Raw genomic sequence first — 21217 nt, forward strand, 5'->3', positions numbered from 1 at the left:
TTTATTTATCATTTATTTCAAGAACTGATCTATCCCGCCTTGTAAGTTATATAAATTAGAATACCCTTCTTTTTCCAGATAACGGATAACATTGGCGCTCCGCAAACCGGATTTGCAAAACATCACCACTTTTTTTTCTTTGGAAATCATATGCTGATTGGACAAAATGGATTGCATGGGCATTAATTCCCCGCCAATATGCTGCAATTCATGTTCATGAAGCTCCCGTACATCTATTAGTTGAAAGTCCTGCTTGTTCTCTATCATTTTCCGGAGTTCATCTGCCGTAATTTCTTTTACAGCCGGCTGCCGTTGCATATTACAAAAGTGTTCATAATCGATTAATGTATCAATAATGATATTTGAATTCTTAGAAATTGTAAAAACTGACTGGTTCAAAGATAATCCATCTATCCTCAGCAATTTTCCATCCAGGGTATCGCCTATTCCTAAAATCAGTTTTATGACTTCATTAGCCTGTATGGAGGCAACGATTCCGCACATAGTGCCCAGCACACCGGCTTCGGCACAGTTCTGTACTTCATCCGGATTGGGCGGATGTGGAAATAAATCCCTGTAATTAATTTTTGATTGGTGATTAAATACCGAAACCTGCCCATCGAACCGATTGACAGCGGCAAACACATTTATTTTATTGGACAGTACACAAGCGTCGTTCACCAGATAACGGGTGGGAAAATTATCCGTTCCGTCACAAATAATATCATAATCGGCGAACAACCTCAATGCATTCTTTGAAGTCAAACGCTCCGTAAATATCTCTATTTTCACCTGCGGATTGAGTTGCGCTAATCTATGTTTTGCCACCTCCACTTTCTGTTTTCCGATATCTTCTTGTGTAAATAATATCTGCCGCTGCAAATTCGACAGTGAAACAATATCATCGTCTGCGATACCAATCGTACCAATACCGGCGGCCGTTAAATATTGCAGCAAAGGACACCCCAGGCCTCCGCAGCCAATGACCAGGACGCTTGCTTTTTTTAATTTCTCCTGTCCCTGCCATCCAACTGCCGGTATAGCTATCTGTCTTGCATAGCGCTGCTGTTCATCCTGAGATAGTATGGAGTCCGGAGCGTTCATCCTTACAGAAATGTCTTCATGATCTGATTCATGCGAAGGGCTTCCGCACGGGCCTTTTCTGCAAAATCTTTTCCATTGCCGGCATAAATGACACTGCGTGTGGCATTCACCAGCAAGCCGATATCCTTGTTCAAGCCGAATTGTGACAACTTCTGCAAATCTCCGCCCTGGGCACCCACGCCGGGCACCAGTAAGAAATGATCCGGGCAAAACTGACGAATCGCTTTAAATATCTCTTCGTGTGTGGCACCGATTACAAACATCATATTTTCAGGTGTGCCAAATTGCATGCATTTCTCTATCACTTTCTGGTAAAGCGGTTTCTTACCGGATTGAAGGAATTGGAAATCCCGGGAACCCTTATTGGATGTCAGCCCCAGCACAATCACCCATTTGTTTTTGATCTCCAGAAACGGTTTAATGGAATCTTCGCCCATATAGGGAGCAATGGTAATCGCATCGAAGTTCATATTCTCCAAAAATGCCTTTGCATACATATTGGACGTATTGCCAATATCTCCGCGTTTTGCATCTGCAATCTTGAAATTGGAATCGGGTATCAGCTGCATCGTTTTATCCAATGTCTCCCATCCTTTAGCGCCGTACATTTCATAAAAGGCCAGATTGGGTTTATAGGCTACACAGACATCCTGCGTGGCTTCTATGATCTGCTTATTGAATTCCAGTATCGGGTTCTTATATTTCAGCAGATGAGGGGGAATCCTGGCGATATCGGTATCGAGCCCGACACACAAATACGATTTTTTACTTTTAATCTGCTGAATGAGTTGTTTTCTGGTCATAGCAATTGCTTCGCGCTGCTCGCAATGAGTTATATGGCTTCTACCGATTTTATTTCCGGAACGAAATTCTTAACCGTACTCTCTACGCCTGCTTTCATGGTGGAAACGCTCATCTTGCAACCATCACAATTCCCTAAAAGCCTTACCTGAGCTACCATGTCATCGGTAATATCTATCAGCTCGATGTCCCCGCCGTCTGAATTCAGGAACGGACGGATATTATTCAGCGCATCCTGTACTTTTTCCATCAATTCTATCTTACTGTCTATTGTCATGGCAACCATAAAAGTACTAATTTATGGAGACACTTGCGTTATTAATAATGGCAATTTGTTGTGCAACACTTTGTGCCAGTTGCTCAAAAGCTACGGCTGCAGCAGTAGCCGTTTGCAATGCAATGGGCTTTCCGAAATCTCCCCCTTCCCTGATATCCTGTTCAATGGGCAATTCGCCTAAGAACGGCACCTCAAACTGCTGTGCCAGCAACCTGCCACCGCCTTTTCCAAAAATATAATATTTCTTATCCGGCAATTCCGGTGGTGTGAAATAAGACATATTTTCCACCACACCCAATACCGGCACATTGACAGATTCCAACTGATAAAAGGCAATTGCCTTACGTGCATCTATCAGGGCCACTTCCTGCGGTGTCGTCACCACGATGGCTCCGGTTACTGGTACCAACTGCGCCAATGTAAGATGGATGTCTCCTGTTCCAGGTGGCAAGTCCAGCACCAGATAATCCAGGTCATTCCACAAGGCATCGGTAATAATCTGGCGTAAGGCAGAAGTTGCCATCGGGCCACGCCAGGCAACAGGCTGTTTGTCCTGTATCAGAAAACCGATAGACATCACCTGCATACCGAGGTAATCTACCGGAACAATTTTGTTCTTATCGTCCACCTGCTGAATTCCGGGTCTGGAACTTTGCAGCCCGAGCATAGTCGGTACAGACGGTCCGTAGATATCCGCATCGATTAATCCAACTCTTGCTCCGGCTCGGAGGAGCGCTAACGCTAAGTTCACGGCGACGGTAGACTTCCCCACCCCTCCTTTTCCGGAAGCTACCGTGATAATGTTTTTTACGTTCGGTAAAATATCTGATTTCACATTCCGCAAGGTCGTAACCCTCGAGGTGAAATCAATTATCACCTTTACATCATTGGAAACCAGCTGGGCGATGGCATTCCGGCAATCATTTTCCAATTGCTCCTTCAGCGGGCAAGCCGGTGTGGTAAGTTCAATGGTAAATCTTATTTCATCCTCGCTAAACGATAGATTCTTTATCATTCCCAGCGAAACCAGATCCTTTTTGAAATCGGGGTCTTCTACCTGAGAAAGTGCATGCAATATCTGTTGTTCTGTAAATTTCATTGAGACACAAAATTACACATGTAAAATGGATTTTTGCCTCTTTCGTCCATATTAAGTAATTAAGAAGACGGATGCAGCGTTCTCAGCAATTCAGCCTTTTCAACAAACTCATCTATGATCTTAGCCGTTTTCCGCGGGTTCACCATATGATACAAGTGCTCCCGGAAAAGGTCATTTTCTTCATAATTGGTAATATCGACCACTTCAATATTCATTCCTTCGTATAACCTGGGTACAAATTTGGCAACACTGTCCCGTTCGCTTTTCAGTATAAGAACCGGAATATTGTATTTTGGTATATTTACCAGGCCTCTCTGACTGTCATAAGCGATAGATTCCTGTAAGGCGGAATGTGTCTGTATGGCAAATACCTTTGACGGTGTCTTGTTCAATGCCCGTTCTATCGGAATCCTGTTCAGGTGCGGCAACGAGTCCATATTGGTCATTAAATAAATAATCCTAGATTTCACCGCAGTCCAGATATTGCTTTTTTCGGTGGCTTCCCGGTTAATCAGCATCTCGGAAAGGTTTATCCCTCTTTTACGCACACCGGCCTTACTGTCCAATGGAATAATCCTTCGGAATGCCAGCAGGAATGGCTTCTGAATGACCGCATCCGAAAAATTCATGGACGGAACAATGACATTATCCAGAAATCCCAGCAGGGCGTGTTTGGATTCCTCGCCGAAAAAAGGATTGGCGCCAATCCTTCCGTGTAAATACTTTTTAATGCCGTTGAGGTTTTCAAACTCCCTGTCCATCATCAGGAAATAGATATTGCCCATGGAATGGTCAAAAATATAGACCGGGTGCCCTTTGGAACCAAAATAATCGACGACGGCATCTATGTTTTTCATCACATGTTTGGAATAGTCGTCTACCGGCAATTCCGACGGAATCGTTCCGTAATGCATAGCGGCAGCGATATACCTGGTGGATGGTATGGAGGTTAACAATCCGTCAAAAGAGTTGAGGCCTAAAAATCCGTGAATTAAAACAATGACCGGTAATTTTTCCTTAGCATTTTCCTTATATGGATAAGCTACATCCAAACGTATGGTACTGGTGCCGTAAGGTGTTTCCCTGTTAATTTCAATCTGCGGCCATGTTAGTGCTTTATAATCAATGAATACCGTTACCCTGTTCTTCAGATTGTCTATAAACCTTATAAAACTCGGACTTTCATCGGGTTTACCTGTTGTACAGTACAACCATGCCAATGGCCGGCGTTTATCTGCCTTAGTCGCGAAAAATGCGATATGTCTGGATTGCATTAAAAAATAGGGAGTGGTGGTTAATTCCTTTTCTTTATTGATAGTGACTATTTCCGCTATTTCCTTTGATCCAAACGTTTTAGAATTGCGTTCTATTCCTGCCACCCTTCCTCTTGGATTGGAGGCCAGAAAAGCATAATCAAATCCCTTTTTATTGTTCTGCTGCAGAAACTGACCCAGCAGCTCATTGAACTCTGCAGCATATTCTTCCAACGTATCTGTATGAATGTCCCTGCCAATCACCTGCTCTGCTGTTATCAATCCTTTCTTCACCAATGTCCTTAAAAAGGAACCGGCATCCATCACTCCCTGCAGACCTTCCTGACTTTTCAGCGGAGAATTGACAAACGAAAAAAAGATATTATGCGAACTGGTGAGTTCTCCGTAATGATCAATGATATACTGATACGCTCCGGCCGGTGACTGCCCGTGTGATAAACCGACCAGAAACTTATAACCTCTTTTTAATGAGCGATTGGCATGATAGAAGAAATCACGGGCAACGGCTTCATCAAATTCTTCTTTAGTCTGAAAATATTTTGTATCAGGTGCCTTATAAGCCGTTTGTATGTCTATATCCATCTTTTCAAATCCTTATCGTAAATAACCAGCAACAATTCTCAATCGAACTGAATAATTATTTTTTAAAAATAAAAAGAATAGTCGGGATATACCTTAAGGTGACGCGATAAATAATCATGATAAATATCAGAAAATTGCTTCATGATTATCTACTTACCAAAATTTCGGAATGAAAGCAGGCGTATTCTTTATATACTCCTGGTATTCCGGGTTATCTCTGTATTTGCTTTCCAGCATCGGCACCCCTGATACTTTTGTAAGCAGCCAGGTAACAGTAACGGGGCTTAACAAGCCAATGATTGTTTGTAGTGGTGCAAAGAAATTTACTGACATGATCCAGATACCCCACCACATCATCATTTCACCGAAATAATTCGGATGTCGGGTAAATTTCCATAATCCGTAGCGCATAGCTTTGCCCTTGTTTGCCGGGTTCTTTTTAAATACTGTCAGCTGATAATCTCCGACCGCCTCAAAAAAGAAACCTGCCAGCCAAACTATTAATCCTAAAAAAGTGAGGAAACTGATGCTTATGAACGAGGTATTTATATGGATTACAGGAAGTGCTATGATGAACATAAAGAAGCCCTGCAATAAAAATACCTGCAGCAATGCACCCAGCCAGTGCGGAATGTTGTGCTTTGTCCAAAGCTTCCGGAAATTAATATATCGCCAATCCTCCGGCTGACCGATGTTGCGAACGAAAATATGCGAAGCTAAGCGAAGCCCCCAGATAATTACCAGGAAATTAACGACATGTTTTACCAAAAACACATGTTTGCTTTCAATGTACGCATTTACAGAAAGCAGAAAATAGACAACAATCACAACAAATCCCATACCCCAGAAAATATCGACGATTGAATTATTCTTTTTCAGCTGTGCCAGTAAAAAAATACCGTACATAAACAGCAGAATAATCCCAAAAACTTTCAGATAACTGTAGAATTGCATTAATAGTAAACAAAACAACCAGCCTTTGGTTCATTTTGTTGAACCTAGTGTATAATAATTTGGATTTTATCTAAACAAATTATAATTTTCACTAACAAAAATAGAAACTATGATAAAATGGATTAAACGAATAGCAGTTGTTTTAGTTCTCCTGATAGCAATTGCACTGGGCTATCTTACGCTGGCATTACCCAATGTTGGCAAACCGGATGACCTGAAAATCGAGGCGACTCCTGAAGTGATTGCCCGAGGCGCCTATTTAGCCAACCACGTATCGGTGTGTATTGACTGCCACTCCAAACGAGACTGGTCTAAATTCTCCGGCCCGCCGGTGGAAGGGACAGAAGGAATGGGCGGCGACGCCTTTACAAAAGAGTTTGGATTCCCCGGCAGCTTTTACGCAAAAAACATTACACCGGCAGGTGTCGGAAAATGGACAGACGGTGAATTGCTGAGAGCCATTTCCTGCGGCGTAAACCGCGACAACAAAGCGTTTTTCCCCGTCATGCCTTACCCGTATTACGCACATATGGACAAGGAGGACATCATTGCCATCATTGCATATATCCGCACATTAAAACCGATACAAAATGAGGTACCTCCTTCTGAACCGGAATTCCCGATGAGTATTATCCTCAATACCATCCCTCAGAAAGCCTCTTTTACCAAGAGACCTGAAAAGGCTGCCAATGCCATATACGGCGCATATGTAGTAAATGCAGCCGGCTGTTCAGAATGCCATACAAATGCCATTAAAGGCAAGAAGGTGGAGGGCATGGATTTTGCAGGGGGGAGAGAATTTAATCTGCCCGGAAAGACAATTGTTTCCTCTAATATCACGCCGGACAAGGAAACCGGCATAGGTTACTGGACGGAAGAAGCTTTTGTGTCGAAATTTAAATCTTTTGAAGCTAAATCCACTTTGGCAGATATTAAATCCCCATCTGACTTCCAGACTATGATGCCCTGGAGCATGTATGCCGGAATGGATAGCGTGGACCTAAAGGCCATATATGCTTATCTGCAGGCATTGAAGCCGATTAAAAATAAGGTAGTGAAGAATCTTAACGGATAGAAATGGTCTCTAAGGCTTGTTTTACGGCGGTAAAGTAGGCCAGGTAATCGTTTAACTCTTTTTTGGGAACTTGTCTGACTACGTTCAGCTTCTCTCTCAGCGGATCCACCTGTGCACCATGTTTCCAGAACCGGTAACAAACATGCGGACCGGTTGCCAATCCTGTACTGCCGACAAAACCTATCACCTGCCCCTGTTGTACACGAACACCCTTTCTTATACCACGGGCAAAACGGGACATGTGCAGATACTGTGTTTCATACCTTCTGTCATGCCGGATTTTGACATACTTGCCGTTATTGTGTGTAAACTGTGCCGCTTCTATCACCCCGCTGGCAGTGGCAATAATCGGGGTGCCCTGAGGCGCGGCAAAGTCGGTACCCAAGTGAGCTTTTTCCACCTGTAATATCGGATGAAACCGCCGCAGGCTAAAACGGGAAACGATGCTTCCTCCCTTTTTTAAGGGAGATTTTAAGAAGGATGTTTTCAGGTATTTCCCGGCATCGTCCACATACTGATAGCTGCTGTCATCTTTCAGGAAATAATCAACCGCATAAATGCTTTTCTTCCTGGTTTTAATGCAAATGGCCTGTACATGCCCGTAATTCAGAAATTGTCCGTTAATGCTCAATTGGTCGTAGATGAACTGCAGCGTATCCCCTTTCCGGATTTTGTTTACATTGTACTTCCCGTTAAACGCAACATTTAACTTTTCCATCAGCGATGGGTCCAGCTTATTTTCTTTCAATGTTTTGGATAACGACTTTTGCATGACCGCCGCAAAATAAATCTTGGTGGTGTCAATATTCTTCTCATAAAAGGATATCTGCAGCGGCTGGTAGAGAATCGTTTTATGTTTCTTAAACTTCCATCTCTTTTTCTTCGGTTCCTGTTCATTCACATACGGAACCAACGCTGTATCCGTGCAGTTGGCAATGACATATTCATAATCCGATGCTTTAAAAACCAGGTATTGCAAAACAGAGGAGGAATCCGTTTCTTTCGAAATGGTAAAATATTTTTGGCTGGGTTTAATATTCAGGACATCGAAATACTCTTTGCTCTCACGCACAAACTGATTATACTGATACTGATTTAAGCGAAGTGATTTAAATATCTTCTGAATGCTGTTTCTCCGGCCCACTACCTTTTCCCTCACACACAATTCAGCTACATCAATATCCAGAAATGAGATAGCTACGGGATTCTCACAGGCAGTTGAAGTAGTTGTATCTGCTGCCTCCGTTCTGACAATAAGGCTATCGTCCTGCCCGTTGTGACGGTTTTGGCAGGAAATAATGAAAATAAGAATTGGTATCAGTACTACCAGTTGTTTCGGCATTCTTTCAACTTAGTTGCAAGAACAAAGATACGCATTTTCTGAAATTCAGGAAAATGAAAAAGTGGAAATCCATTGACTTATCTCAACAAATAATACAAAACAGGAACTGCCACTAGAAGCCGGACCACTTCCAGCACAGCTGCCCACCTCTTACGCTCGAACAGCGACCCGATGGTAATGGAAGACAATACGATGAAGCCGATGCCGACCAGTTCCTGCTTTAGATTGAATTTATCAATTCCGAATAAAAAATACGAAACAAATGCGAGCATCAGCAAGAACTGTATCGAAAGATACACATGCATCCTTGAATTGGTATCTGCATCATACAGTTGACGGGTGGTATCAATTTCCTTCGGCACGATGGGGCCGCCGAGGTATGCCGGCCGCCACCCGGGAGCTTTGAATAAAACAAGGAAAAAATCCTTTATATTTTTCACATGCACCAATTGTTTTGCCATCCAGCCGTAATAATCAAAATTGGCGACGGCAACATTCCAGCTTTTCAGCTGCGATGTGATGCCGTAATGCACTTCTTCCTCTTCTTCCTGAAAGGTGCCGAATATCCTGTCGTAGATGATAAAGGTACCTCCATGATTCTTGTCGATATATTTTGGATTCACGCCGTGGTGCACCCGATGATGAGAGGGCGTATTCATCACCAACTCAAACCAGGCCGGCAACTTTCCGATTAAGCGCGTATGTATCCAGAACTGATATAAGGTTTGTATCTGTGCTACCACTAAGAAGGAAAGAGGATCAAACCCTATAAAAGCCAGTGGCAGGTAAAACCAGAAGGAGCCGAAGACCTGTGTGGCTGACTGCCGCAAGGCAACGGACAAATTATATTCCTCACTCTGATGATGCACCACATGGGTCCCCCACAAAACGCTGATTTCATGTGACAGGCGGTGAAACCAGTAGTAAAAAAAATCGACGCCCAGCAACAGCAGTATCCAGGTGTACCAGGTTTGCGGCATGGTGGTGATACGGTAATTGTCATAAATCCAGATATACACTCCTATATTCAATATCTTCAGCAACACGCCGGTTACCTGCTGTACAATACCTGTATTGATATTGCTGATGGCATCATTCAGACGATACAGATGCGTCTTCTTGATCTTGTCAATTATTATTTCAATGGCTATCAGTACAAAGAAAGCCGGAATGGAATAAACGATGAGTGATTTCATACTGCTATAAACGATTGACGATGAAGAATGGACGAATAAAGTTAGGAAGAAAAATGAAATAACTGCTTCTTAATCGAACACGGATTATCAAGATTTTTATGATTCAACCCACGCAATCTTAATTATCCTGAAAATCTGTGTACTATTTCTCTTCCTCCACGAAAATGTACAGGTCTTCGCTGTCGCGTTTCATCCAGTAGTTTTCACGGGCAAATTTTTCCATCTGCTCAATTCCGGAAAAAAGCTCCTTTTGCTGCAATTTCACTTTCTGAATTTCTTTGGTATAATAAGCCTCTTCTTTTGAAAGTTTATGCAGTTCCAGTGCCAGTTTGGCCTGGGAAAAGAGCGTATTCTGGTTAAAAAACAAGAGGTAAATGAAATACCCGAAAAACAATAAAAAGAACTTATTCCTGAATAAGGCGGGAATCTTTTCTTTGAGCTTTGAATCGACGATGGCCATGTTGTAAAGGTAATTAGTAATTGGCAATTCGCAGTTAGAATTTTTTAACCTATGTGTATTAAAAAGACCCTATGAAAATGATTGCAGAGGGACCGCTATGTAAACATCGTGCCACGATAATCGTGGCACAAGATTAAAAGAATCGATATCCTTTGCCCGGATAAACTGCCTCCGGGCCCAACTCTTCCTCGATGCGCAGCAACTGGTTGTATTTTGCCATACGGTCGCTGCGCGATGCGGAACCGGTCTTGATTTGTCCGCAGTTCAGCGCCACCGCCAGATCCGCAATCGTACTGTCTTCGGTTTCTCCGCTTCGGTGGCTCATCACAGATGTATATCTGTTTCGGTGCGCCAACTCCACTGTGTCTATGGTTTCCGTCAGTGAACCGATCTGATTTACTTTCACCAGAATGGAGTTCGCAATATTCTTGTCAATACCTTCCTGCAAACGCTTTACATTGGTTACAAACAAATCATCCCCTACCAACTGGCATTTGCTGCCTACAGATTCTGTCAGCAACTTCCAGCCTCTCCAGTCATCTTCCGCCAGTCCGTCTTCAATGGAAACAATCGGATATTTTTTCACCCATTTTGCCCAGTAATCCACCATCTCTTCGGATGACAGCACCTTATTGTCTGATTTCTTGAAAACATACTTTTTCTTCTTTGCATCGTAGAATTCTGAAGCTGCCGCATCCATCGCGATTTTCACCTGGTCGCCGGGTTTGTAGCCCGCGCTTTCAATCGCTTTCAACACCGTCTCTATCGCCTCTTCGTTCGATTTTATTTCAGGCGCAAAGCCGCCTTCATCACCTACATTGGTGGAGTAGCCTTTCGCTTTCAGTACTTTTTTCAGGTTTTGGAAAATCTCCACGCCCATTCTCAAGCCATCGGAGAAGGTAGTCGCCCCTACCGGCACCACCATGAATTCCTGGAAGTCAATTTTATTATCGGCATGTGCGCCGCCGTTCAGGATGTTCATCAACGGAATCGGCAAGGTACGCGCATTCGTTCCGCCGATGTAGCGGTACAAGGGCAAACCTGCCACCTGTGCGCCCGCTTTCGCTGCCGCCAAAGACACCGCCAAAATCGCATTCGCGCCCAGTTTCTTTTTATTTTCGGTTCCGTCCAGTTCTATCAGGATGGAATCTATCTCCCGCTGGTTCAGTACGTTCTCTCCTACCAACGCTTCCGCAATAAAGGTATTCACATTCGATACCGCTTTCAGTACGCCTTTTCCCATATAGGCTTTGCCGCCATCGCGCAACTCCACCGCTTCGTGTGTACCGGTGGATGCTCCCGAGGGAACGGCTGCACGGCCAACAATGCCGCTTTCGGTGATGACATCTGCTTCTACGGTTGGATTGCCTCGGGAATCCAGGATTTGTCGGGCATGAACGGAAATAATGTGACTCATTGTTTAGTATTAAGTTGTAAGTAATAATAAGTAATAAGTAGTAAGTCTTTGCTATTTTATCTTACCAATGTACAAATTCGTATCGTAGGCAAATGTAACAATTCCGTTTTGTTCGTAAGCGTTAAAAAGATGAACGATAGCATTTCTTAACTGTGGAAAATTCGGATGGCATTGATTCGGCATGTACGAAGAGGAAATGATACGGCCTATCAGGCCTTCCAGGTTGAAGTGCTGCTCATAATTAAGAATGAATTTTTTAAAGGTATTCGGTGCATAAAAATCGCTGATGATATCCTGCGTGATATTGCGGTGCGAGATTTCATTATAGTCGATGGCAAAATCCTGAATCAGCTGTTCGTAATCCTGCTGGAAAGGTTCAGATGCCTTGCGGTCGTTCCAGATCAGACACAGATGCGCTCCTTTGGCGGCAATGCGCTGAAATTCCGTCTTGGTTTTTGCCCTGTCGAACCAGTGGAACGCCTGCGCGCATACAATCAGGTCGATGGAATCCGCTTTCAGGCTGGTAGCTTCCGAACTGCCGTGTATGCTGATGAAGTGGTCGTATTCCGCCAGCAGGGCTTCCGCCGCTTTGCGCATCGGCTCGTTGGGCTCCACGCCGTACACGGTATTGCCGTGCTCCAGAAACAGCTTTGCCGACAAGCCCGTGCCGCTGCCGATATCCGCCACCACATCGCTGGGCATCAGACCGATTTCGAGTTGCAGGGTGGCGATGATTTCTTCCGGATAGCCCGGCCGGTATTTGATGTAGTTTTCTACACGGTCGGAAAAGCGGTGTTTGAAGTCCATGCCTTAAATTTATTAAATATTTGGATAGTTAAGTGTTACGAATAATTTTATTTTAACAGAAAACTTGACCGTTATACCAAGAGTTGGTATCTTTATATAAATTTTCAATCATGGGAAAAAACACCTCTATCTTATTAGGCGATTATTACGAGAAATTTGTACATGAAAAGATTGCCGATGGCAAATATACTTCTGTGAGTGAAGTCATCAGAGAAGCACTTCGACTTTTTGAACACGAAGAAAACAAGGCAAAAAGCTTGGTAAACGAGTTGAAAATGGGAGAAAAAAGTAAGCTGGTTAAAAATTTTGACCACAAAGCAAACCTCAAAAAATTGCATGCAAAACATTTGTCCAAATGAAAATTGCAATAAGCGAGCAAGCGTTAAGTGATATAGAAAACATCTGGCTTTACACCGTAGAAAACTGGTCAGCAGAACAGGCAGACAGATATTACGATTTAATCTTTGAAGAAATTGAGTTTATCAGTAAAAATTTCAATGCAGGAAAATCCATTGAATATACCAGAAAAGGGTATCGGTATTCCAAAGTAAAATCACATCTGATATTTTACAGAAAATCCACCTCTAACGAAATAGAAATCATCAGAGTATTGCATCAGAACATGGATATTGAAAACAGGCTGAATGATAAATAACGGGTGTGTTACACCATTCCCCGCGGGACATAACGGGGTGGCCCCCGGCTCTGTTGGTGTTCTTCACCAACAAACTACCATACCGTAATAAATGTTGTTGGTGACGCTTCCTGCGATGTAGCTATGCCAGGCTAAACACCAACAACGGCGAAGAAGTCCATGCTTTAAATTTATTAAATATTTGGATAGCGCAGGCTATCTTATGCCGGATTTTGGAGATTTGGATGTCTAATACATAAAAAGTATATTTGACAAATGACAAAAGTAAAAAAGTTAGCGACTAAAATTATGATTTACACACCAAAACTCAACTTGATTATTCCATTATTAAGAAGCATTTTCCTGGTTTTATTAATTGGATGCATTATAATAATATATGCCCCTATAAAAAAAACGATTGAAAACAAAGACATCGGAGCATTTTTTTACATAGGATTCTTCTTAATCTCTTTTATTATATTGTCATGGCAAATGATTAAAGGTATTTTAACGGAAGCATTAATAGTTTCATTTACACCTAACGAAATCGTAATAAGGAATATTGCAACATTCAATAAAGAGGTCATTGAAAGAGAACAATTAAAAGGAATTTATGGTTGCAAAAAACAATTTGCCAAAGGTTCTTTTGATTCAATAATTATTGAAAGCAAAAACAGAAAGAGAATAGAACTAATAGAATTTAATTATTTTGCTTTCAAAAGCATTATTTCTGAAATTGAAAAACTTGGTTATAAAAAAACTGGAACTATATTCCGTAACACATCACTTTTTAAGAATACGGAATATACTATTGAATAAATTGCCCTCGCCTTTTGGTTTGCAACCAACAAACCAAAAGCGGGTACTGTCATTCCCGCGGAAGCGGGAATCTCATTTTTAGTCTGTCAGGAGATTCCCTTTTACAAGGGAATGACAGTAAAACCATACTACCATACCGTAGGTGGTGACGCTTCCTGCGCTTGTAGCTATGCCAGGCTAAACACCAACAACGGCGAATGTTCAATCTGTGGAACCTTGTCAGCATGCCATTTACAGCAGGCATGAACAAAATTAGCACAGGGCATCATCGCGCATCATTTCCCGTATTTTTTGACCTTTTCTTGACACAGGACAAGTTGATTTCTTTCATTTTCTCCGTATTTTTGAACAAACAATCGTACTATGTTTTCCAATATCAAACTAAAAAGAGATATCTATTCATCGGAAGAGCATCTGATGCTGCAGAAGATGTGCCAGCAGTTCATCGAAAAGGAAATCACCCCATACCATGCACAATGGGAAGAGGATGGTCAGGTAAGCCGTGAAGTATGGCTGAAAGCCGGCGAAACGGGTCTGCTTTGCCTGGATGTGCCTAGTGAATACGGCGGTGCCGGACTGGATTTTTCTTTCTGCGCACTGATTACCGAAGAGATTTCCAAGGCGGGTTATACCGGTCCGGGTTTCTTCCTGCACTCCGATATCGTAGCGCCCTATATCATTGATTACGGAACAGAAGCGCAAAAACAGCAATGGCTGCCGAAGATGGTGAGCGGCGAAGTGATTACCGCTATCGGTATGACGGAGCCGGGTTGCGGAAGCGACTTGCAGGCCTTGAAATCAAACGCGGTGGATATGGGCGACCATTATGTGCTGAACGGACAAAAGACATTCATCACCAACGGATACATGAGCGACATGGCGATTATCGCCGCACGCACCATAGTCGATGGCAAAGACAATGGTATTTCCCTGTTCTTTGTAGAATCTACCCGCACTGGTTATTCAAAAGGAAAACCGTTTAAGAAAGTGGGCATGAAAGCGCAGGATACCTGCGAACTGTTCTTCGACAACGTGCAGATTCCGAAAGAGAATCTGCTGGGCGAAGTAGGCAAAGGATTCATCTACATGATGCAGAAACTGGGCCGCGAGCGATTGTCTGTGGCATTGATGTCCACCGGCGGTGCGGAAGGTGCACTGGAAAACACCATCGCCTATACGACTTCCAGAACGGCGTTCAAACAACCTATTGCAGGTTTCCAGAATACACAATTCAAACTGGCGGAGATGGCAGCCTTGTTGCAGATACACCAGACCTTTGTGGACAGATGTGTGGAGTTGTATGTGAAAGGCGAATTGTCTGCGGAGACGGCTTCCATGGCGAAGTTCTCCTGCACCGATGCACACCAGAAAATTGTGGATGAGTGCATGCAGCTGCACGGTGGCTACGGCTACATGTGGGAATATTATATCGGTCGCGCCTATGCGGACAACCGTGTGGCGCGTATTTATGCAGGCACCAACGAAATCATGAAACTGCTGATTGCCCGCGGCCTGCTGAGAGAATTGCACGAACAGCAAAAGAGAAAGAAAGCGGAAGCGGTGGCAAATTAATTTTTGTCTGAACGTCATTGCGAACAAAGTGAAGCAATCTATATCAGTAACAGATTGCTTCGTGCCTCGCAATGACGTAAATATAGCTTTCTTTACAACGGCTTTATCTTCATCAATCGGTCTGTCTTGTTGAATTTATAGGTATATCCCATCACAAAATTGATGGAGTTTATTTTCGGTATCACGGTATTTTGCCTTTCACCCAGCAGTAAATTGGCAGCAGTAGGTTCTGTGATATTGACGGCCTGCAAGGTTCTCTTCGTCAATCCGTTTCCATAGTCAATACCAAAACTGAACTTATCCGATTTTCTGTCTATGCTTGCGCCGAGAGAATAATGCATATATTTCCAGCTGTTCGGATTAAAAGCATCCGACGTTCCTTTCTGTAATTTTTGCAAACGGTACACTACGTCATGGTTGTTAAAATCGGTTCTGAAGCCCGCCAGTAAGCTCCACAGGCGCGGTTTGTCTTCACTTTTGACTTTCGGTTTGAACTTATATTCAAAGCCTACTGCCACATTTACAATATTCTCATTTGAATGTTTGACCGTCATGTAATTATCTACATAAATGGGATTATTATTCTGAACCGGCAACACCAGCGTCTGTGAATTATCCTTTATCATGTTGTATTCTTTTATCCTGACAAAATATTCCACGGTGGATGATATCTTGATTTTCTTATTTTCCACTTCAAAACCAAGGGCGATAGATGCCGGGTCCTTGAATTGTGTCGGAACATTGTTGTTCGAATTATTGATCACCGTGGAAAGGGAAGTCAGGGAATCCGTCGGAAGGAATTCCAGTTCGGTGATATTGTTCAATTCCAGCGACTGATACACCTTGCTTTTGCTGAAAATCTTGAAGGATGGCATGGTGGCCGTCAACCCAAAACGATAAAACAGGTTTTCATTTCTGGAGGATTGATTCTCATAGGCGATGCCCACCTTTTCCACCGCACCCACATTATTGATGGAGAAGTTCAGGTTCGTATTGTTGGAAGACACGAAATAGGTATTGCCGCTTTTATTGGCACTGATGATATTATAGTTTTGGCGGTACTGAAGGTTGATATAGGTAAAAAACTGCGAATAGCCGATGGACCAGTTGTCATTTATCCTGTATGCGAATGCACCTCCGAGCCAGTTCGAGGTACAGTTAAAATCATACTCCACCCGGGCGTCATAAAATTCATTCCCGGGCAACGTAAGAAATACATCATACGCCATTGTTTTGTTCTGTTCAACATGCAGAGAACTTCTGTATCGCACCAGCGAGCCGTACACCATCTTGAATTTCGGCTGTTTCTTAATGATTAAGGAACCCGCCGCAATTTGCGGATACAGCATCAGTTTTGTTGATTTCAAATCAAGATCGGTACCCGCCGCATTTTCCAGTTTAACGACATCAATACCGTAGACATTGGCACTTACACTAATTTTGGGAGTCTCCATAAACCCTAAACGCGCCGGATTGTAGTACATCGCACTGTTATCGCCGGAGCCTGCCGTCATGGCACCACCGAGCAGAGTGGCTTCCGCGCCGTATTGCTGCGCCCAGTAATGGTTTTGTGCCTGCATGCTCTTTATATTCAGCAGCAATAGTAAGACAATAGCAACACGAATTCGCATAGCGAAATTTACAAATAAATTTTGAGAGAACAATAGGAAGAGAATTTTACTAATGGTAGTGTCCTCACCAACCGATTATGAAAATTTATAGCTGAGCCTCACGTAGTGGACTCTGCGTAAATTAAACAACGCAGAGTCCTTTTCAAGAGACTCTGCTTAGAAATAAATATACTTCAAAATATTTTAGATGATTAAATTCAATAAGACAGATACAGGATTAATTCTTGCTGATTACACTAACTACATCAGTTACACTTCGTTAAGATTATTTACGCTTTTTAAATTCAATTGTTACATTAGAAAATAATTTAAAAAACTCAGATACATCAATATCAATTTTCTTTGATTTCTTAAGTGAACCATTGATATCAGTATAGTTGACTGACATATTAAATGTATTTGTTGGTTCTGAATAAAAATTAATAATGCATGATACAAATTGACTTTGCTCTATTTTAAACATAGTTTTTAAAAATGTCTCAAATGCATGATTAGATGTGTGATGATCTATAGCTAAGCTACCTGTATATTCATCTGGGCGATTTGTTGTAATACTCATTTTGCTTTTAATTTAATTATCAAAGAAAATTATGGACAAGTAATTGCTGTACGAACAAGATTGCCGCTGTTATCAATCGTTACTCTCCAACAATTGCCATTTGGCGATTTTAAGATGATACCTGATGCAATATCTGTAATATTAACATCACCACCAGTAACTGTTAACTTTGACTTAGGGTTACTGTTACCAATGCCTATGTTACCATTGGACAAAATACGTAATCTTTCATTGTAAGATGTTAGTGTTTGCCCTGTATTAAATACTAACCCATTATTTTGACAAGTTATTCTTACACTTGTATCACTTGTAGATATAAAATCAATATGTGCCAAATCATTTTTTCGTCTTAAGATCAATGCACCATCAGTACCACCTATATATGTGAAATTTGTAGTATCTGAATTAGATGACCTGACATCACCTTTAACATCTAATTTAACATGAGGTTGGTTAGTGCCTATTCCCATTCTTCCGTTCTTATTAAATGTAAATTGGTCCCATTTCCATTTATTCAAAACAGTTGAATCATAAGTTGAAATAGTTAAATATCCACCAAATGATTTATCATAAGCTAGTCTCATGTCTGCATCTTTACGCGTAAATAAAGTGTCCGTGAAATCTAAGTACGGATATGGGGCAGATAACTCCAATGTACCATAACCAATACCAGTGCCAAATTTATTATAAGGAGGAGGAGAAATCAAGGCATTGGTTCTGTTAAAAACAAGATTCATATTAGAATTACCAAAATTGAATATTGTATCTTTCCAAGAACTACCATTAGATGCTTTAGATGCATATAATGCATAGGGCACACTCATTAACTGCTGAGCTCCAACAGATACATAAGCAGTACCACCAGCAGGGTCTACTAATGTTTCTGCAAAATAAGAGCCATTACCCCAATTAATATTAGCAAAAGTACCGGTAACCACCGTACCCTGTCCAATTACAAAATTAACCAAGCCAAACTGATTGGTAGAAACTGCATGTGTTTCAGCATAAACAATAGTACCTGTAGCACTGGTTGAGCGTATATTGATTTTAATACCAACATTGGTATTAGCCAAGACTGTCCCCGACGTGTTTCTTACTACTGTCTGATAATTGATACCTTGCGGAGCTTGTGCTACTAAAGACAATGTGATTGTTAAAAAAAGCACCAATGAGATGATTGATTTCATAGATTATTATTTAAAAAAATTAATTATTTGATTTTTCAATTTTGTAGGTATTTATAAGTCCTTTCGTTTCATCAGTCAATTGTAAGATATAGGTTCCGGATGCAAGCTTTGATACATCAATATTTTGCATTTCAACATCATTACCCATTTTACTATACCATATTAGCTGACCATTTATATCATACAAATTGAGATGCAGATTAGAATTGTAGTGCTTAGAAAGCTGAATCTGTAATTTATCCGAAGTAGGGTTTGGGAATACATTGATGCTTACATCTAACTGAGCAGTTATAATGCCTGTTGGAATATTATAATTATTCTGTTGAAAGCCTTGCGTTAGTCTTATTGTTGCATTTTGCACTGTAAAAGTAATTGGCTCACCTATTGTATTATCAATTAATACCTGTGCATTTGATAAACTCTTACCAGATGTTGAAAATGCTGTCTGAGCATTCAATATTCTTATCTGTAATAAGATTATGATAATCAATAATTTTATTTTCATTTCTATTGTAGTTAAAATTGATAATGATTATAATGTCACCAACTCATACGACTCACCCAAGTCCGTAAATATTTTATGATTGTCATACTCTTTCTTTACAACATTAATAAAATCATCTGCTTTTTTATTATCATTAGCTTCAAATTCACATTCTAGCAATAATTTTGATTCAGTAATCTTACCTTCTTTCTCAGACTTGAGAGTTTGAATCTTAAATTTATATTTCCTCATAGTGATTCTATTATTATATGCAATTTACTATTTTTCTCATTTATGTGCAATTTATGTGTAATATATTTTACATATATGGGCAGAAATTTGCATAATGCAACATAAAGGAGAAATAGTAGAGAAAGCTGTACGGGAAAGTGGTATACCTATCAGCAAAGTTGCAAAGACGTTAGGTAAGAACAGAAGATGGATGTACCATACTTTTAAAAGCAATAATATTTCCATTGATGTGATTTTAGAAATTGGGAAAATCATACATCATGATTTTTCAAAAGACATCAAGGGTTTGATTAAATACAAACTTGCATCTGACCAATCAGATGAAGACATGGAAAATAAAGCTGAATTCTGGAAAAATAAATATGTAGAACTCTTAGAAAAATATAACGAACTTCTGATTACATATAATAAAGCCCCTGAACAAAATACTAAAAAGAAATAGATTGCTTCACTTCGTTCGCAATGACGACTTCGTACCTCGCAATGACGTTTTTAACTCATCATCTTCATAAAATCATCGAATAGATATCTGGAGTCGTGCGGGCCGGGTGCGGCTTCCGGGTGGTATTGAACCGAGAACGCTTTTTTGCCTAATACTTCCAGTCCTTCCACCGAATTATCGTTGAGGTTAATGTGGGTTAATCTGGCTTTATCGGAATTTTTTAAGGCCTCCATATCCACCGCAAAGCCGTGGTTCTGTGTGGTGATTTCACATTTGCCGGTTTTAAGGTTGATGACGGGATGGTTGCCGCCGCGGTGGCCGTGATGCAATTTGTAGGTAGGAATTCCTACGGCACGTGCCAGTAACTGGTTGCCGAGGCAAATACCAAACAAAGGTTTGTCTTCTGCTAAAATTTGTTTTACGGTTTCCACCGCATAATCCATGGCTGCCGGGTCGCCCGGGCCGTTGGAGATGAAATAACCATTCGGCTGAAAATCCTTCAGTTCGGCAATGGATGTTTTTGCGGGAAAAACCTTGATATAGCAATCCCTGTTTTCAAAATTGCGGAGGATATTTTTCTTAATGCCAAAATCCAGTGCGGCTATTTTGTATTTTGCCGTCGGCTCTCCCACTGTATACGCCGCCGGAGTGGTTACCTTTGAGGAAAGTTCCAATCCTTCCATGGACGGGACTTTCTTCAGTTCGTTCTTCAGAAAATCAACGTCTGTATTTTCTGAAGAGACGATGGCATTCATCGCACCCTTTTCCCTCACATGACGAACGACTGCGCGGGTGTCGATTCCGGTGATTCCCACGAGGTTATTATCGATAAAATAATCCTCAATGGAAATGTCCGCCTGCCTGCGGGAATAGCTGTTGGTATATTCACGGCAAATCAGGCCGGAGATTTGTATGTGTTCCGACTCTTCTTCCTCCTTTCTGATTCCGTAATTGCCCACATGTACATTGGTAGAAATCAGCAATTGTCCAAAATAGCTGGGGTCTGTGAATAATTCCAGGTAGCCCGTCATGGAGGTATTGAAACAAATCTCTCCGGTGGCAGTTCCTATTTTACCGCAGGCAAAGCCCGCATAAGAAGTTCCGTCTTCGAGCAGCAAGAGGGCGGGAATAGATGGCATTATAAGGCAGAATTTAAAATAACCTGTATCGAAATTGACATCCCAAAATTAACGCTGAAAAACTACTTTAACAAATTATGGCCTAAAAAGATATAAGCATTCACCTTAAT

The 21217-nt window shown here is 41.6% G+C and carries 23 protein-coding genes; 6 read left to right on the top strand and 17 right to left on the bottom strand.

Annotation, left to right across the window (positions count from 1 at the left end):
- Positions 1-12 precede the first annotated feature (12 nt).
- From moeB to IPM95_14190, 6 genes are all read right to left on the bottom strand, one after another.
- Positions 13-1104 (bottom strand): molybdopterin-synthase adenylyltransferase MoeB, encoded by a 1092-nt coding sequence (gene moeB, locus IPM95_14165; GenBank protein MBK9330408.1) that lies wholly within the window; start codon positions 1102-1104, stop codon positions 13-15.
- Between the two features lie 2 nt (positions 1105-1106).
- Positions 1107-1907, bottom strand: a complete 801-nt coding sequence (gene pyrF / locus IPM95_14170) for an orotidine-5'-phosphate decarboxylase (protein ID MBK9330409.1) — start codon at positions 1905-1907, stop codon at positions 1107-1109.
- 29 nt (positions 1908-1936) lie between these two features.
- Positions 1937-2176, bottom strand: a complete 240-nt coding sequence (locus tag IPM95_14175; GenBank protein ID MBK9330410.1) for a NifU family protein — start codon at positions 2174-2176, stop codon at positions 1937-1939.
- Between the two features lie 22 nt (positions 2177-2198).
- Entirely contained in the window at positions 2199-3281 is a 1083-nt protein-coding gene (locus IPM95_14180; protein MBK9330411.1) for an Mrp/NBP35 family ATP-binding protein, read from the bottom strand.
- Positions 3282-3340: 59 nt separating this feature from the next.
- Entirely contained in the window at positions 3341-5137 is a 1797-nt protein-coding gene (locus IPM95_14185) for a 6-phosphogluconolactonase (GenBank protein MBK9330412.1), read from the bottom strand.
- Positions 5138-5290: 153 nt separating this feature from the next.
- Positions 5291-6091: a DUF1295 domain-containing protein gene (locus IPM95_14190; GenBank protein MBK9330413.1), complete on the bottom strand. Its 801-nt coding sequence runs from the start codon at positions 6089-6091 to the stop codon at positions 5291-5293.
- A gap of 109 nt (positions 6092-6200) precedes the next feature.
- Here IPM95_14190 and IPM95_14195 point away from each other — a divergent pair, with 109 nt between their 5' ends.
- Complete coding sequence (locus IPM95_14195) at positions 6201-7166, top strand: cytochrome c (protein ID MBK9330414.1); 966 nt, start codon at positions 6201-6203, stop codon at positions 7164-7166.
- Here the strand turns inward: IPM95_14195 and IPM95_14200 are convergent.
- From IPM95_14200 to IPM95_14220, 5 genes are all read right to left on the bottom strand, one after another.
- Positions 7156-7938, bottom strand: coding sequence for a M23 family metallopeptidase (locus IPM95_14200; protein MBK9330415.1), 783 nt, complete (start codon positions 7936-7938; stop codon positions 7156-7158). The two genes, IPM95_14195 and IPM95_14200, sit on opposite strands and share 11 nt — an antisense overlap.
- A gap of 647 nt (positions 7939-8585) precedes the next feature.
- A complete protein-coding gene (locus tag IPM95_14205; protein ID MBK9330416.1) occupies positions 8586-9704 on the bottom strand; it encodes a sterol desaturase family protein in 1119 nt (372 codons plus the stop codon).
- Between the two features lie 142 nt (positions 9705-9846).
- Positions 9847-10164, bottom strand: coding sequence for a septum formation initiator family protein (locus IPM95_14210; protein MBK9330417.1), 318 nt, complete (start codon positions 10162-10164; stop codon positions 9847-9849).
- Positions 10165-10297: 133 nt separating this feature from the next.
- The gene (eno, locus tag IPM95_14215) at positions 10298-11581 is read right to left on the bottom strand and encodes a phosphopyruvate hydratase (GenBank protein ID MBK9330418.1); all 1284 of its coding nucleotides are present in this window, start codon (positions 11579-11581) and stop codon (positions 10298-10300) included.
- A 51-nt stretch (positions 11582-11632) separates the two neighbouring features.
- A complete protein-coding gene (locus IPM95_14220) occupies positions 11633-12388 on the bottom strand; it encodes a class I SAM-dependent methyltransferase (GenBank protein MBK9330419.1) in 756 nt (251 codons plus the stop codon).
- 110 nt (positions 12389-12498) lie between these two features.
- Between IPM95_14220 and IPM95_14225 the strand changes: the two genes are divergently transcribed.
- From IPM95_14225 to IPM95_14240, 4 genes are all read left to right on the top strand, one after another.
- The gene (locus tag IPM95_14225) at positions 12499-12747 is read left to right on the top strand and encodes a type II toxin-antitoxin system ParD family antitoxin (protein ID MBK9330420.1); all 249 of its coding nucleotides are present in this window, start codon (positions 12499-12501) and stop codon (positions 12745-12747) included.
- Positions 12744-13043 carry a type II toxin-antitoxin system RelE/ParE family toxin gene (locus tag IPM95_14230; protein ID MBK9330421.1) on the top strand — a complete coding sequence of 100 codons (300 nt, stop codon included), beginning with the start codon at positions 12744-12746 and terminating at the stop codon, positions 13041-13043. The genes IPM95_14225 and IPM95_14230 overlap by 4 nt, the downstream gene beginning before the upstream one ends.
- A 255-nt stretch (positions 13044-13298) precedes the next feature.
- Positions 13299-13841 carry a hypothetical protein gene (locus IPM95_14235; GenBank protein MBK9330422.1) on the top strand — a complete coding sequence of 181 codons (543 nt, stop codon included), beginning with the start codon at positions 13299-13301 and terminating at the stop codon, positions 13839-13841.
- A gap of 363 nt (positions 13842-14204) precedes the next feature.
- Positions 14205-15413, top strand: a complete 1209-nt coding sequence (locus tag IPM95_14240; GenBank protein ID MBK9330423.1) for an acyl-CoA dehydrogenase family protein — start codon at positions 14205-14207, stop codon at positions 15411-15413.
- A gap of 92 nt (positions 15414-15505) precedes the next feature.
- Here the strand turns inward: IPM95_14240 and IPM95_14245 are convergent, their stop codons facing one another.
- The 5 genes from IPM95_14245 to IPM95_14265 form a co-directional block, all read right to left on the bottom strand.
- Positions 15506-17044, bottom strand: coding sequence for an outer membrane protein transport protein (locus tag IPM95_14245; GenBank protein MBK9330424.1), 1539 nt, complete (start codon positions 17042-17044; stop codon positions 15506-15508).
- 265 nt (positions 17045-17309) lie between these two features.
- Positions 17310-17603, bottom strand: coding sequence for a hypothetical protein (locus tag IPM95_14250; GenBank protein MBK9330425.1), 294 nt, complete (start codon positions 17601-17603; stop codon positions 17310-17312).
- Positions 17604-17632: 29 nt separating this feature from the next.
- On the bottom strand, positions 17633-18790 hold the full coding sequence (locus IPM95_14255) for a hypothetical protein (protein ID MBK9330426.1): 1158 nt from the start codon (positions 18788-18790) through the stop codon (positions 17633-17635).
- Between the two features lie 19 nt (positions 18791-18809).
- Positions 18810-19295, bottom strand: a complete 486-nt coding sequence (locus IPM95_14260; GenBank protein MBK9330427.1) for a T9SS type A sorting domain-containing protein — start codon at positions 19293-19295, stop codon at positions 18810-18812.
- A 27-nt stretch (positions 19296-19322) separates the two neighbouring features.
- Positions 19323-19526, bottom strand: coding sequence for a hypothetical protein (locus IPM95_14265; protein ID MBK9330428.1), 204 nt, complete (start codon positions 19524-19526; stop codon positions 19323-19325).
- A 94-nt stretch (positions 19527-19620) separates the two neighbouring features.
- On the opposite strand from IPM95_14265, the gene IPM95_14270 reads away from it, so the two are divergent.
- Complete coding sequence (locus IPM95_14270; GenBank protein MBK9330429.1) at positions 19621-19968, top strand: hypothetical protein; 348 nt, start codon at positions 19621-19623, stop codon at positions 19966-19968.
- 50 nt (positions 19969-20018) lie between these two features.
- Here IPM95_14270 and carA read toward each other — a convergent pair whose 3' ends face one another.
- On the bottom strand, positions 20019-21107 hold the full coding sequence (carA, locus tag IPM95_14275; GenBank protein MBK9330430.1) for a glutamine-hydrolyzing carbamoyl-phosphate synthase small subunit: 1089 nt from the start codon (positions 21105-21107) through the stop codon (positions 20019-20021).
- Between the last annotated feature and the right edge of the window lie 110 nt (positions 21108-21217).

The sequence above is a fragment of the Sphingobacteriales bacterium genome (assembly GCA_016719635.1).
In the GTDB taxonomy this organism is placed as follows: Bacteria; Bacteroidota; Bacteroidia; order Chitinophagales; family JADIYW01; genus JADJSS01.

Excerpts from the sequence above, each read along its gene's own strand:
- IPM95_14180 (MBK9330411.1), bottom strand. The coding sequence starts at position 3,281 with ATGAAATTTACAGAACAACAGATATTGCATGCACTTTCTCAGGTAGAA.
- IPM95_14225 (MBK9330420.1), top strand. The coding sequence starts at position 12,499 with ATGGGAAAAAACACCTCTATCTTATTAGGCGATTATTACGAGAAATTT.
- IPM95_14195 (MBK9330414.1), top strand. The coding sequence starts at position 6,201 with ATGATAAAATGGATTAAACGAATAGCAGTTGTTTTAGTTCTCCTGATA.
- moeB (MBK9330408.1), bottom strand. The coding sequence starts at position 1,104 with ATGAACGCTCCGGACTCCATACTATCTCAGGATGAACAGCAGCGCTAT.
- IPM95_14235 (MBK9330422.1), top strand. The coding sequence starts at position 13,299 with ATGACAAAAGTAAAAAAGTTAGCGACTAAAATTATGATTTACACACCA.
- IPM95_14265 (MBK9330428.1), bottom strand. The coding sequence starts at position 19,526 with ATGAGGAAATATAAATTTAAGATTCAAACTCTCAAGTCTGAGAAAGAA.
- IPM95_14240 (MBK9330423.1), top strand. The coding sequence starts at position 14,205 with ATGTTTTCCAATATCAAACTAAAAAGAGATATCTATTCATCGGAAGAG.
- IPM95_14255 (MBK9330426.1), bottom strand. The coding sequence starts at position 18,790 with ATGAAATCAATCATCTCATTGGTGCTTTTTTTAACAATCACATTGTCT.
- IPM95_14260 (MBK9330427.1), bottom strand. The coding sequence starts at position 19,295 with ATGAAAATAAAATTATTGATTATCATAATCTTATTACAGATAAGAATA.
- IPM95_14200 (MBK9330415.1), bottom strand. The coding sequence starts at position 7,938 with ATGCAAAAGTCGTTATCCAAAACATTGAAAGAAAATAAGCTGGACCCA.
- eno (MBK9330418.1), bottom strand. The coding sequence starts at position 11,581 with ATGAGTCACATTATTTCCGTTCATGCCCGACAAATCCTGGATTCCCGA.
- IPM95_14220 (MBK9330419.1), bottom strand. The coding sequence starts at position 12,388 with ATGGACTTCAAACACCGCTTTTCCGACCGTGTAGAAAACTACATCAAA.
- IPM95_14205 (MBK9330416.1), bottom strand. The coding sequence starts at position 9,704 with ATGAAATCACTCATCGTTTATTCCATTCCGGCTTTCTTTGTACTGATA.
- carA (MBK9330430.1), bottom strand. The coding sequence starts at position 21,107 with ATGCCATCTATTCCCGCCCTCTTGCTGCTCGAAGACGGAACTTCTTAT.
- IPM95_14245 (MBK9330424.1), bottom strand. The coding sequence starts at position 17,044 with ATGCGAATTCGTGTTGCTATTGTCTTACTATTGCTGCTGAATATAAAG.
- pyrF (MBK9330409.1), bottom strand. The coding sequence starts at position 1,907 with ATGACCAGAAAACAACTCATTCAGCAGATTAAAAGTAAAAAATCGTAT.
- IPM95_14210 (MBK9330417.1), bottom strand. The coding sequence starts at position 10,164 with ATGGCCATCGTCGATTCAAAGCTCAAAGAAAAGATTCCCGCCTTATTC.
- IPM95_14190 (MBK9330413.1), bottom strand. The coding sequence starts at position 6,091 with ATGCAATTCTACAGTTATCTGAAAGTTTTTGGGATTATTCTGCTGTTT.
- IPM95_14185 (MBK9330412.1), bottom strand. The coding sequence starts at position 5,137 with ATGGATATAGACATACAAACGGCTTATAAGGCACCTGATACAAAATAT.
- IPM95_14250 (MBK9330425.1), bottom strand. The coding sequence starts at position 17,603 with ATGAGTATTACAACAAATCGCCCAGATGAATATACAGGTAGCTTAGCT.
- IPM95_14230 (MBK9330421.1), top strand. The coding sequence starts at position 12,744 with ATGAAAATTGCAATAAGCGAGCAAGCGTTAAGTGATATAGAAAACATC.
- IPM95_14270 (MBK9330429.1), top strand. The coding sequence starts at position 19,621 with ATGCAACATAAAGGAGAAATAGTAGAGAAAGCTGTACGGGAAAGTGGT.